This window comes from Algibacter miyuki (assembly GCF_030409805.1).
Taxonomy (GTDB): Bacteria; Bacteroidota; Bacteroidia; order Flavobacteriales; family Flavobacteriaceae; genus Algibacter; species Algibacter miyuki.
In genome coordinates this window covers 5001-18827 of record NZ_JAUFQP010000010.1, presented here as the reverse complement: position 1 = coordinate 18827, position 13827 = coordinate 5001, and the positions used below count along the sequence as shown (strand labels likewise).

Below are 13827 nucleotides of genomic sequence, written 5' to 3'. Positions count from 1 at the left end.
TTCGCTTAATCTCTTTTGTACAGAAACGATTTCTGTACGGTATTGTAAACTCTATAAAAATAGAGTGTTATTTTTTTGGTGCAATAAACATAGTCATACGTTTACCTTCCAGTCTTGGCATTTGTTCTACTTTTCCAAGTTCTTCAAGATCTTGAGCTAAACGTAGTAACAAAATTTGTCCTTGTTCTTTAAAGATAATTGAACGTCCTTTAAAAAACACAAAAGCTTTAAGCTTTGCGCCTTCTTTAAGGAACTTTTCAGCATGCTTCCTTTTAAATGCGTAATCATGATCATCGGTTTGAGGTCCAAAACGAATCTCTTTAATAATCACTTTGGTAGCTTTAGATTTTAAAGCCTTATCACGCTTCTTTTGTTCGTAAAGAAACTTTTTATAGTCCATAACCTTACAAACAGGGGGCTCAGCATTCGGGGAAATTTCAACAAGATCTAATCCTTGTGCATCGGCAAGACGCAATGCGTCGCCTTTGGTATAAATACCTATCTCTACATTGTCTCCTACAAGACGTAGTTTTTGTGCTGTTATCTTAGAGTTAATCTTATGTTTATCCTCTTGCGAAACCCTTCTCGGTTGATGTCTTCTTCTAATTGCTATGGCCTTATGTATTTAAGTTAAACTTATTTATATGTTGTGTTGTTGTTGTTGTTAAAACGATTTTAGCGTTTTTTTAATATCATCTTTTATAATTTGCGAGAAGTCTTCAACGGAAATCATTCCTAAATCTGCTCCACCATGTTGGCGTACAGATATTTTGCCTTCTTGCTCTTCTTGTTCCCCTATAATAATCATATACGGGTGTTTTTGCATTTCGGATTCTCTAATCTTCTTCCCAATAGTTTCATTTCTATGGTCTACAAGGGCGCGAATTTCGTCATTTTCTAGCAAATTTAAAACTTTTTCAGAGTATTTTTCATATTTCTCGCTAATAGATAATATAATTACTTGAACTGGCATTAACCATAATGGGAAATTTCCACCGGTATGCTCTAGTAATAATGCTATAAAACGTTCCATACTTCCAAAAGGTGCACGGTGTATCATTACCGGTCTGTGTAGCTCGTTATCACTGCCTTTGTAAGTTAAATCGAAACGTTCTGGAAGGTTGTAATCTACTTGAATAGTACCTAATTGCCACTTTCTTCCTAAGGCATCTTTTACCATAAAATCTAGTTTCGGACCGTAAAAAGCCGCTTCACCAGTTTCTATAACATAATTTAAACCTTTATCATTAGCAGCATTAATAATTGCTTGTTCTGCTTTTTCCCAGTTTGCTACATCACCAATATATTTGTCGGGATTTTCTGGATCTCTTACAGAAACCTGTGCTGTAAAGTTTTCAAACCCTAAAGATCCGAATACATAAAGCACTAAGTCTATAACATCCTTAAATTCCTTATCCAATTGTTCTGGCATACAAAACAAGTGGGCATCATCTTGAGTAAAACCTCTAACACGAGTTAAACCGTGTAATTCACCACTTTGCTCATATCTATAAACGGTGCCAAATTCAGCATAACGTTTTGGTAAATCTTTATAACTCCATTGCGCACTGTTGTAAATTTCACAGTGGTGTGGGCAATTCATTGGTTTTAGTAAAAACTCCTCATCGGCTTTAGGCGTTGTAATAGGCTGAAAACTATCAGCACCATATTTCGCGTAATGTCCAGAAGTTTCATACAATTCCTTTTGTCCAATATGTGGCGTAACCACCATTTCGTAACCAGCCTTCTTTTGGGCAGCTTTCAAAAAGTTTTCTAAACGTTCGCGTAATGCAGCACCTTTAGGCAACCAAAGGGGTAAACCTTGACCAACACGTTTCGAGAAAGTAAATAATTCTAATTCTTTACCTAATTTTCTATGGTCACGTTTTTTAGCCTCTTCAAGCATATGTAAATACTCGGTAAGTTCCTTTTGTTTCGGGAACGAAATAGCATAAACACGCGTTAATTGTGGGTTATTTTCATTACCTCTCCAATATGCACCAGCAACACTTAATATTTTTACAGCTTTAATAATACCGGTATTTGGTATATGACCACCACGACACAAATCGGTAAATGTAGAATGATCGCAAAATGTAATTGTGCCATCTTCTAAATTCTCAATAAGTTCCGTTTTAAATTCGTTCCCTTTGTATAATTCAAGTGCTTCAGCTTTAGACGCCGAACGCATTTTAAACTCATGTTTACCACGGGCAATCTCAATCATTTTAGTTTCAATCGCCTTAAAATCCTTTTCAGAAACGGCATGTTCACCAAAATCTACATCATAATAAAATCCATTTTCAATGGCAGGACCAATGGTTAATTTTGCACCATCATACAATTCCTCAATAGCCTGGGCCAAAACGTGAGCCGAACTATGCCAGAACGCCGTTTTTCCTTCATCATCATTCCAAGTATATAAAACTAGCGAACCATCGGTAGTTAAAGGCGTAACCGTTTCAATGGTTGTGCCATTAAATTTTGCCGAAATCACGTTTCTAGCAAATCCTTCACTAATACTCTTTGCAACATCCATAGGAGTCACATGCTCATCAAACGTTTTCACGCTGCCATCAGGTAATGTAATATGTATCATAAAATAAATTAAAATCCGAATGCAAAGATAATAGTATAAAGCCCCACGTACAACATATATAGTCATATAAATTGAATCAATATCCTTTCAACAATAAAATTTGGGGCGTTCCCCTTCGGGTCGGGCTTTCCGCTATATCTTTTTTTCGCTAAAAAACTCAAAAAAGGATGCCGCCTCAATCCCTAACGCGGGCCAAGCTACCAAAGTTGGTGTTGTAGTTTAAGGTTAAAGTTTAGCAGCTATCATATTAGTGATTGTTATGTATTACTTGATTTTTATTACAATATTAAATTTAGATCTTTTAGAGATTCTAAGGTTGTAAGAAAAAAAAACAACAATATCCGTTATAATTAATGCTTTAGTGAATCAATTTTATATATTTGAAATTATAATTTGTTAGCTCTCTTAATTTTTTACTTTTTCCGTTTTCACATGGTTCTTATACTCTCAATTATCATGACTAAAATTATAAAAAAAACATTCGGTTTTATTCCCCTTTATACTCATGCAGTGAGTGTACAACGTGTGATGAATAAGAGAGATTAGGATAAGAAATAACGACATATAAATTTTGAAAAACAACGAATTAAGCGATAAATTATGGGAGGAATTTGTGTCGGGGAATGCAAATGCTTTTCAGCAATTTTATATCACTTATTTTGAAGAACTTTACAGCTATAGTTTTAAAATTTTTCCAAACCAAGATTTCGCTAAAGATTGTGTGCAAGATGTGTTTGTAAGCTTATACGAGCGTAGAGCATTTCTCTCCAAACCTCAGAATTTAAGAAACTATTTATATCAATCGGTTCGAAATGGTGCTTACAGAAAACTCGAACGCGAAAATAAATATAAAGATTTAAAAGTAGATAAATCCGAACATATTGTAGAAAACGAAACCTTTAACGAGGAAATTTACGACAGAAAAAAAGAAGTTTTATCTATTTTAATCCGTAATTTATCAAAGAAACAACAAGAAATTTTGTTTTTAAGATTTTCACGTGGTTTTGATTACGAAGAAATAGGAGACTTACTTGGCATAGATAAAAGTTCGGTTAGAAAACAAGTTTATAGAGCCATTAAAAAAATTCGAAACAGTCAGGACTTTTCAAAATCTATCGATGTTATTTTGATGTTAATTCCTTCTTTTTATTAAAAAATATAGTATTCTTTTTAAATTAAAATAACGTTGTTTTGATTACAACTTTATACACGGCTAAATCTCTAAAAATAGTCGATTCTTCCTTTTTTTTTATAACTATCTGTAATTAAATATGTGCGTTTTTGTGAAAATTCAACATTATTGCTTATGTTGCTAAATGGTGCTTTTGTTATTAACTAGATAAAATATTTTGTCTTTTTTTATGGATTTCTTAAAAATAATCATAAAAAATGTCCACATAATTACTTCTCGTGTATCTATAGGTTAGTTAGCTCCATAAAAATGAAAAAATATTTAAACAATCCAGACTTTATTAATTGGGTATATAACCCGAACAATGAAAATTCCAAACGTATGGAAGATTTATTGTTGAAACATCCAAAGGACGAACAATTAATAAACGATCTGAAAACAATTTTGTTAGCTATAGCAGACGAAAACAAAATTTCTATTCCCGATTTTAAGGATGAAGTTTTCGAGGCTATAAAACTTAAAATTGAAGCGAATGCAAAACAACGAAATAAACCACATGGGTTTTCTCGAATTTATAAATACGCTGCTATTTTAGTTATAATTTTTGGAGTGGCTGGTTTTTGGTTTTTTAGCACAAGAAATCAATTTTTAAGTTATGACGATATAAAAATTGGAAATCTAGATTCCATTTCTAATACGCAACTTATTTTAGGAAATAAAGACGCCTTAGTTATTGATGAGCTTAGCGATTCAAAAGAATCTGAGGTAGAGTATAAAAATGATGGAAATATTGTTGTAAACAATAAAGAAGCCGCAAAATCAACTAAGCAAAAAGAGGAACTCAACCAATTATTAGTGCCCTACGGGAAAAGAAGTAAAATTGTTTTAGAAGATAATACAATTGTGCACCTAAATGCCGGAAGTAAATTTATTTTCCCCTCTAGTTTTGCTGGAAAAGATAGTAGAACCGTGTTTTTAGAAGGTGAAGCTTATTTTGAAGTTGCTACTAATAAAGAACAACCTTTTGTAGTAAAAACCTTAAATGATGATTATGAGATTAGTGTTTTAGGAACCAAATTTAATGTTACGGCCTATGCTTCGGAAAATACAATTCAAACCGTTTTAAAAGAAGGCTCGGTAAAAATACTAAAGAAAGAAAATATATTTTCTACTTCGGAAACCTTGTTAAAACCTGGGCAATTAGCGCACTGGAATAAACGAAATAAAGCTATCCAGCTATACGAGGTAAATCCAGATGTTTATTTTACTTGGATAAATGGATATCTCTCGTTTAACAGAGACCGATTACAGAAAATTGTTAGAATATTAAATAGGTACTATAATGTTTCTATTAAAATTGAGAATGACGCATTTAAAGAAAATAAAGTAACCGGTAAATTAGATCTTAATGACGATATAGAAACTACACTAAAAAATCTAGGATTAGCTTCCAAATTAACAATTAATAAACTTAAGAAAAATGAATATATCATAGAGTAGCAACACTAAGCGTGGGAAATACTAAGCTCTCATGCTGTATCTGTTAACAGTTAGCGGATACAAAACAAACAACTATAACCAACTAAATAAAATAAGATTTTATGAAACAAAAATTATTCGATTTTAATTTTGAATACAAAATTAGGGATAGTATAAAAAAATCAGTGAAGTGTTTTGCTGTTTTTCTCTTAATTAATGTCTGTTACGCTTTTACAGACTCTTACTCGCAGACTAAAACATTTAATATTCAATTTAAAGATGTTTCCTTAAAAAAGGTGATTTCAGAAATTGAAAAACAAAGTGAATTCGTTATTATTTACGACGATGAAGTTTGGGGGCTTTTAAATAAAAGAGTCCGAAACTTTGAAGTAAAAAATAAGAACATTAGAGAGGTTCTTAATAAAATATTAAGTGTCGATGAGTTTGCTTACACTATAAATGATAGGCAAGTTGTAATTCATAAAAGGGAAGGGAAACCCCTTGAGGTTACCGAAGCTCCTGTTTTACAAACAAGAACAATAAGTGGAACTATATTAGACGAAGGAGGCATGCCAGTGCCAGGTGTTAATATCTTAGTCGTGGGTACAAAACGTGGTACACAAACAGATTTTGATGGTCTATATAACATTAAGGCAGATAAAGGAGAAGTTATCGAGTTTAGTTTTGTGGGTATGGAAACCCAACGAGTAACGGTTGTAGATAAAGATGTTATTAATTTAACCTTAAAAGAAGATGCTGCTGCTTTGGATGAAGTGGTTGTTGTGGCCTTCGGAGAACAAAAAAAGGAAAGTGTTGTTGCCTCAATTACAACAATTAAACCAAGTGAACTTAAAATACCTTCTAGTAATTTAACTACAGCTTTAGCAGGACGTGTTTCCGGATTAATATCTTATCAACGTAGTGGAGAACCTGGAGCCGATAATGCGGAGTTTTTTGTTCGTGGGATATCTACTTTTGGTCAAGGGGCTAGTCCTTTAATTCTTTTGGATGGGTTTGAAATTTCAGCGAATGAGCTTTCTAGAGTACAACCAGATGATATTGCTAGTTTTTCCGTAATGAAAGATGCTACAGCAACATCCCTATACGGAGCAAGGGGGGCAAATGGTGTTATTTTAATAACAACAAAAGAAGGTAAAGAGGGGAAAGCTCAAATTTCTTTCAGACATGAAACTTCTTTTTCTAGACCAACGCAAATACCTCAAGTGGTTGGCGGGGTAGAGTATATGGAACTTTATAATCAAGCGCAGTTTAATGATGATCCATTATTGCCTAAGTTTTATAATGTACAACGTATTGAAAATACAAAAAACGGACTTAATCCATACGCATTTCCAGATGTGAATTGGTATGATGAATTGTTTAAATCGCAAACAGTAAATTCAAGATATAATATAAATGTAACTGGTGGAGGTAAAGTGGCAACCTATTATTTAGCGGGTTCTTATACTAGTGATAACGGGCTATTAAGAGTAGATAAAAAGAATAATTTCAATTCAAATATTCAAATTAACAATTATAACCTGCGTTCAAATTTAAATATTAAGCTAAGCCCTAAAACTACGGTAGGATTAAAAATTAGTTCAGATTTTAATAGATCTAATACACCTACTTCTAGTGGAACAGCTATTTATAATAGTGTCATGGCTATAAATCCAGTGGAGTTTCCTAAGTATTATGCGGCAGATCCAGCCAATGAGTTTACAACACATATTTTATTTGGTAATTCTTCAACGGCAACTTCAGAGAATCTTTTTACAAATCCATATGCAGAAAGTGTAAAAGGATTTAAAGATTATTTTTCTGCAACGGTATTGTCTCAATTATCAATAAAATCTGAAATAACGAAGAATTTAACGTTTAGCGGTAATTTCTCAATTCAATCGTTTGGTGAGTTTTCGTCTTCAAGATCTTATGATCCTTTTTATTATAGATATAAAGATTACGATCAAATCACAGATACGTATACGTTGGAGCAAATTAATGATGATGGATCTGCTGCTTTAAGTAACCCATCGGTAAGTCGTAATTCTAATTCACGTAATTATTTTGAAGCACGTTTGTTATACAATAAAACTTTTGACGAAAAACATGCTGTAAGCGGTTTGCTTGTAGGGCGTGCAGAAGAGAAAATGAATCAAAGTGCTGGCAGCGGTATCTATGCAACATTACCGTCTAGAAATAATGGTATTTCTGGAAGACTTACGTATGGTTATGATTCTAGATATTTAATTGAAGCGAACTTTGGCTATAATGGGTCTGAGAAATTTTCAGAAAAAGAACGCTACGGATTTTTTCCAGCAATTGGGTTTGGTTATTTAATGTCTAACGAGGAATATTGGAAAGGGCTAGAAGATGTTGTTAATACCATGAAACTAAAATTTACTTATGGTTTAGTAGGGAATGATGCTATTACTTCAGCAGGCAATCGTTTTTTCTTTCTTTCTCAAATTAGTAACTCAGGAAATGGGTATACGTGGGGAAGTAATTATCAAACCAGTTATAGTGGGTATACTGTAGAGCGCTATGCAAACAACCTAATTACTTGGGAGGTTGCAGAAAAATTTAATTTAGGAGTTGAGATGAAAATATTAAATGCTATTAATCTTAATGTAGATTTCTTTAAAGAAAACAGATCGGATGTTTATTTAACTCGTGATTTTATTCCAAATTCTGTTGGATTAAGTGCTGCTATTTATGGTAATGTAGGGGAAGCAACCTCTCAAGGGATTGATGGCTCTTTAGATTTTAATCACTCTTTTACTCCAGATTTATGGTTAAGCGGTCGTTCTACATTTACGTTTGCAAAAAGTAAAATAATTGAAGATGAAAAACAATATCTTTATGATTACCAAGATCGTAAAGGAGCTTCTATAAAACAAGCCTGGGGATTAGTTGCAGAACGTTTATTTGTAGATCAAGCAGAAATAGAGAACTCTCCAGTTCAAGAATTTGGTCCTTACCAAGCAGGAGATATTAAGTATAAAGATATTAATGGTGATGGCTTAATTAATAGTAATGATGCAGTGGCTATTGGAGATCCAACAAGTCCAGAAATTATTTATGGTTTTGGGTTATCGGGAGGATATAAGGCTTTCGATTTGTCTTTCTTTTTCCAAGGGTCGGCTAAATCTTCTTTCTTTATTGATTCGCAAAAAGTAGCTCCTTTTGTTGGTAGACGAAATGCTTTAGATATTGTAGCTGATGATTATTGGAATTTAAATAATCCAAATCCAGAAGCCTTTTGGCCAAGATTGTCTACAACTGTAGTCGATAATAATACGCAACAATCTACTTGGTGGTTAAGAGATGGTGATTTTTTAAGACTTAAAAGTTTAGAAGTTGGTTATACTATACCTGAAAAGATATTAACTAGATTTCACTTAGAAAAATTTAGAGTATATGCTAGTGCAACTAATTTATTAACTATAAGTAAGTTCGATTTATGGGATATAGAAATGGGAGGAAATGGCCTAGGTTACCCAGTGCAACGTGTCTTTAATGTAGGGTTACAACTTTCATTGTAATAGCAAGCTTTTTTAAATTAGAAAAAAATAAAAATATGACAAAATTTATAAATTATATAAAGGTTTTAGTAATGCTTTTATTATGTGGCTCTTGTTCAGATTACCTAGACGTAGTACCAGATAACACAGTAGAAGTAGAGAATTTATTTGAAACAGAAATAAAAGCCTATCAAGCTTTGGCGGCATGTTATTCTTTTATGCCTCATAATGATGACGTAAACAGTAGTATGTTAATGTCTGGTGATGAGTTTCTTGGTAGATTAGACATAGAATATGCCGGTGAATCAGGTCGATTGAGAGGTTCAAAAATAATGAGAGGCGGTTGGCAAACAGCTAATGATCCACTATTAAACTTTTGGACTGGTAGGAATGGAGCTACAGGTCTTTATGATGGAATAAGGGTATGTAATACTTTTTTAGAAAATATTAATGATGTGCCAGATATGACAGAGGCAGATAAAATAGATTGGACTGCCCAAGTAAAATTCCTTAAAGGCTATTATCATTTTTATTTATTAAATAAATATGGCCCAATTATACTTGCAGATGTGAATATTGAAGCTTCCGAAGGTATTGATAAGGTAAGACAAGAGCGTCAACCAGTTGATGTTTGTTTTGATTATATCATTAATTTGTTTGATGAGGCTATTGATAATCTTGAAGATACTAGGTCTTTATCTTTTCTTGGACAAATAGATAAAACAATTGCTATGAGTGTTAAAGCAAAAGTGCTTATGTATGCTGCTAGTCCGTTATATAATGGTAATACAGAATATTATGGTTCATTTGTAAATGCAGAGGGTGTGCCTTACTTTAATTTAACAGCAGATCCAGAAAAATGGAAATTAGCATTAGATGCAACTGAGGAAGCTATTGCTCAAGCATCATCAGTAGGATATAAACTATATACCTATGAGGGAGGAGCTGAACTTTATGATGAGGAAGATTGGGATGTTTCAGGAGTAATGAAATATGCATATAATAATAGATTTTCAATTGTAGAAGAATGGAATAGCGAACTTATTTGGGGGCTTTCTAATATCAATGATAGATCTACTTCCGGATTTCAAGTAGCAACTAATATGCGTAGTGCTGTTAATACTACAAATAATAGAAGTGCTTGGCAATGGTTAGGAGCTAGTTACCGTATGGCCGAAATGTTTTATACCAAAAACGGTGTGCCAATAACAGAAGATATAACCTTTGATTACGATAATAGATTAGCAATTACGGTAGTTCCAGAAGAGGAAGATTATTATAGAGGGTATTTACAACCTTTAGAACGAACCATTAATTTACATTTAGATAGAGAGCCTCGCTTTTATGCATGGTTAGCTACAGATAGAGGAGTTTGGAGAGCGCAAGGTGCTCGTAATAATTTAAAAATGAGAAATGCCGAATTCCCAGGAGGAAGAGCGCATGCAACAGATTTTTATGCTTCAGGTATTGGAGTTAAAAAGTTTGTTCATCCAGAAACAACATCCGATCATTGGACTACAGTGGTGCATTATGCAAAACCACTTATGAGATTGCCAGAACTTTATTTAATGCGTGCCGAAGCTCGTAATGAATATAGTGGGCCTTCTCAGCAAGTGTACAGTGATTTGAACGTTATTAGAAGACGTGCGGGACTGCAGGATATTGAGATTGTTTATAATAATCCAACAATAGTTAAAACGGTTGGTAAGCATTTAGATAAATCAGGATTAAGAGATATTATTCATCAAGAAAGACTTATTGAGCTTAGTTTTGAAGGGCATCGATATGATGATATTAGACGATGGAAACGTGGTTCTGAATTTTTTACATTACCAATTCTTGGTTGGGATGTCGAGAAAAACTTAAGTACAGAGTTTTATACGTTACAAACTAAGCAAACCCGTCAATGGATTACCCCTCGTGATTATTTCTTCCCCCTAGAGTTAAACGAGTTAAGGTTAAATCCAAAGTTAATTCAAAACCCAGGTTGGGATAGATAATTTTTTAATTAACAAAATAATAATTATGAAAAAAAACATATTAAATTATAAAATAGGTGCTATTCGTTTTTTGGCATTGGTTTGTATAAGTATAGTATTCATGTTTAGTTCATGTAATAGTGATGATGACGGCAGTACGGATACAACAGCGCCTACACAGGTAGCTAATGTAACATTTAAACCTAATAATGGAGGAGGGACGTTTTTTTACGACGTACCTGTAGATGAGGATATTTTATTTGTAAAAGCAGTTTATACCTTAGATAATAATGAAACCATATATAGAGCATCGAGTTTTTACGCAGATTCATTGGGTATAGAAGGCTTAGGCTCGGTTAAACCTTATAATGTAAAGTTGGTTTCTGTAGACAGAACAGGTAACGAATCGGCACCAGTAACTCAAGAAATCACACCTTTAACACCATCTACAGATGTTGTTTTAGATGGATTGATAGTAATTCCTTCCTTTTCAAGTGTTTATGTTTCTTGGGAGAATCCACAAAGAAAAAACATGGTTATAGGGGTGACTTATGAGGTAGACGGACACTCTATTGTTGCTAAGTATGCAACTAATGATTTGAAAGATAATTTCTTAATTGATAATTTAGATATTAAAGCATACAATTTTACTGTAGATATAGCTGACGATTTTGGTAATGTAACAGGCTTAAAGGAGTATAATGACATTACACCCTTTAGTGATCAATTACTTGATAAAACAAAGTTTACTTTTCTAAGGGATGAATTATTACCGGACTCCATGAACGAAACCTGGGTTGATCTTGATGAATCTGGGCAAGAAGTTACAATGACTCGAACTTTGCTTCGTGCAGAAAAAGAAGGCGGATATAAAGGCGAATTGGGAGATGAGATTAATTGGAATGCAAGAGAACGTAGTTTAGATGGAGAAATTCAACTTTTTTGGGATGGTATTATAGATGATGGTATTTTAAGAAATAAGAACTTTTTTAGTACGGGTATTACAGGAACTATACCGTTTTCATATTATATTGATTTAGGTGAAGAAGTGCAAATGAGCAGATTTAAAGTATGGCAACGCGATTGGGATTATCGAAAATCAGGCGCAGACCAATCAGGATATGCCTATGATGGTGAAAATGTTGAAATATTCGAATTATGGATAAGTAATGACAAAGTGAATTGGGAACGCGTACGTAGAGCCAACATTGTCAAACCTTTTGATGAAGTTGAAGCTAGAGAAGAAGTACTTGCAGGACATCACTTTATTGCGTATCCAGAGAATCCTCAGTTTACAAAAACATTTAGATACCTTGAGTACAGAGGACTTAAACGTTTTGATGGCGGAACTAGTGTATGTGTAGGATCTGAGATTTCTATTTTTGGGAATTCTGTGAACTAAACTTTTGTTCAAAAAATACAATGTTATATTTAACAATATAAAAACAAAATATTATGAAAATTAATAACTTAATAATAATAGGACTCCTCTTGATCTTCTGTTTTTCTTGCGAAGAACAAGACGAGATTTATAAGCAATACCTAACGGAAACTGTATACCCAGGAAAAGCAGATAGTTTAAGGTCATACATCGGTATAGAAAAAGTCTATTTAGCTTGGGATGCACCTACAGATGCTAAGGCCGAAAGAATGGTAATAAAGTATAGTGCTACAGATAGTATTATTTCCGAAACAGTTATAGATACTATAGTGGTCACAGGACTTAATTCTGGTGAAACCTACAACTTTGAAGTTTTTAGTGTAGACGCAAAGGATAACCAGTCTATAAAGCAGTATGCCGATTTGTTCCCTGTATCTGAAGATTGGGTAAGTAAAAACATGTTTATTGCTAAACCCCAAATATTACCTACAGACGGGGTGAATGTTAATAGTCTTACTTTTAGTTGGGCGGCGTTAGATAATGATGTTATGAAATACAAGGATGGACTTGAATTTACAATGACGGATAATCAGGGTAACGCGCTAGTAATTGATCCTGCAAACATTAGTAATAATGTTGAAAATGGAAAACTATCCATTATAGTGCCTAACTTAGAAGAGGAAAGAGCTTATACAATTACGTATAAAATGCTTTTTAGTCCTCAAATAGATAATAAAGTTATTTTAGATACAACCCCGTTGTCTGGTGAAATAACGTTTGTGCCAGCTGATTATTCTTTAGATCCTATTTTTATGTTAGTAGAGTCTATTGGATGGGATGCAGCGTCATTTGTAACACTTTCAGCTCTTGAACCAGGAAGATACTTTGGTGAAAATATTTATTTAAAAGCTAATGATGTTATTAGAGCTTTTCATGATAAAGAATTAACGTCAGAAAAACAATACGGTTTTTCTTTCTTTAATACAATTGCCGATTTTATGAGAACCAGTGATGATGGAAATGATAATATACAATTGGATATTAATGACGGACCCTATGATATCATAGTAGAAACAACTAGCAAGGTTGTAAATATTACCGGTCCTTATAATGGGCCAATTGAAGTTCCAGGTATCGTTGAAGCGGAATTTTTTAATATTGGTGGTCAGGGCATAGCTTATAATGATGCAGATACAGCCAACCGTGGTAAAGGATGGAGGTCTGAAGGTGTAGATGTAGAGGGGAGTTTAACAGGTAGAAGTAACTTAGGATACACATCAGATGGAGAATGGATGATCTACACAATAAATGTTCTAGAAACAGGAACCTATCAGGTAGACGGTATGTTGAGTTCTAGTACAGGGTCTGGTAATTCGGTTGGGCAATTAGCTGTGTTTATCGATGATATTGAAGTAACACTTATTGAGGTGGAAGGTACAGGTAACTGGGGAACTTATAAACTTCAACCTGCTAATAATAATATTCAATTAGAAGCTGGTATTCATAAATTAAAGTTATTTATGAGAAGTCCTAAATATAATTTTGACTATACAGTTTTTACTAAAATAAATTAAGTAGTTTATATAGTGAGTTTGTGTAAAGGCCTGATAAGTTTACTTATCAGGCCTTTAGTATTAAAATAAAACCATAGTAAAATAAACATCGTTGAAAATCAAAATTTGGGCGTTCCCCTTCGGGTCGGGCTTTCCGCTATATCTTTTTTTCGCTAAAAA

At 33.4% G+C, this 13827-nt stretch carries 8 protein-coding genes; 6 read left to right on the top strand and 2 right to left on the bottom strand.

Features of this window, described 5'->3' with window-relative positions; all coding sequences use genetic code 11:
• Nucleotides 1–67: 67 nt before the first annotated feature.
• Both infC and thrS read right to left on the bottom strand, forming a co-directional pair.
• On the bottom strand, nucleotides 68–613 hold the full coding sequence (infC, locus tag QWY92_RS08075) for a translation initiation factor IF-3 (RefSeq protein ID WP_290271574.1): 546 nt from the start codon (nucleotides 611–613) through the stop codon (nucleotides 68–70).
• Nucleotides 614–664: 51 nt separating this feature from the next.
• Nucleotides 665–2599 carry a threonine--tRNA ligase gene (gene thrS / locus QWY92_RS08070; RefSeq protein ID WP_290270112.1) on the bottom strand — a complete coding sequence of 645 codons (1935 nt, stop codon included), beginning with the start codon at nucleotides 2597–2599 and terminating at the stop codon, nucleotides 665–667.
• Nucleotides 2600–3170: 571 nt separating this feature from the next.
• Here thrS and QWY92_RS08065 point away from each other — a divergent pair.
• The 6 genes from QWY92_RS08065 (at nucleotide 3171) to QWY92_RS08040 (ending at nucleotide 13668) form a co-directional block, all read left to right on the top strand.
• Entirely contained in the window at nucleotides 3171–3752 is a 582-nt protein-coding gene (locus tag QWY92_RS08065; protein WP_290270111.1) for an RNA polymerase sigma factor, read from the top strand.
• Between the two features lie 288 nt (nucleotides 3753–4040).
• The gene (locus QWY92_RS08060; protein WP_290270107.1) at nucleotides 4041–5231 is read left to right on the top strand and encodes a FecR family protein; all 1191 of its coding nucleotides are present in this window, start codon (nucleotides 4041–4043) and stop codon (nucleotides 5229–5231) included.
• Between the two features lie 101 nt (nucleotides 5232–5332).
• Nucleotides 5333–8755, top strand: a complete 3423-nt coding sequence (locus QWY92_RS08055) for a SusC/RagA family TonB-linked outer membrane protein (protein WP_290270105.1) — start codon at nucleotides 5333–5335, stop codon at nucleotides 8753–8755.
• Between the two features lie 35 nt (nucleotides 8756–8790).
• Nucleotides 8791–10734 carry a RagB/SusD family nutrient uptake outer membrane protein gene (locus QWY92_RS08050; protein WP_290270104.1) on the top strand — a complete coding sequence of 648 codons (1944 nt, stop codon included), beginning with the start codon at nucleotides 8791–8793 and terminating at the stop codon, nucleotides 10732–10734.
• Nucleotides 10735–10759: 25 nt separating this feature from the next.
• Nucleotides 10760–12115 (top strand): DUF4959 domain-containing protein, encoded by a 1356-nt coding sequence (locus tag QWY92_RS08045; RefSeq protein ID WP_290270103.1) that lies wholly within the window; start codon nucleotides 10760–10762, stop codon nucleotides 12113–12115.
• A 53-nt stretch (nucleotides 12116–12168) separates the two neighbouring features.
• A complete protein-coding gene (locus tag QWY92_RS08040; RefSeq protein WP_290270101.1) occupies nucleotides 12169–13668 on the top strand; it encodes a carbohydrate-binding protein in 1500 nt (499 codons plus the stop codon).
• Nucleotides 13669–13827: the final 159 nt, after the last annotated feature.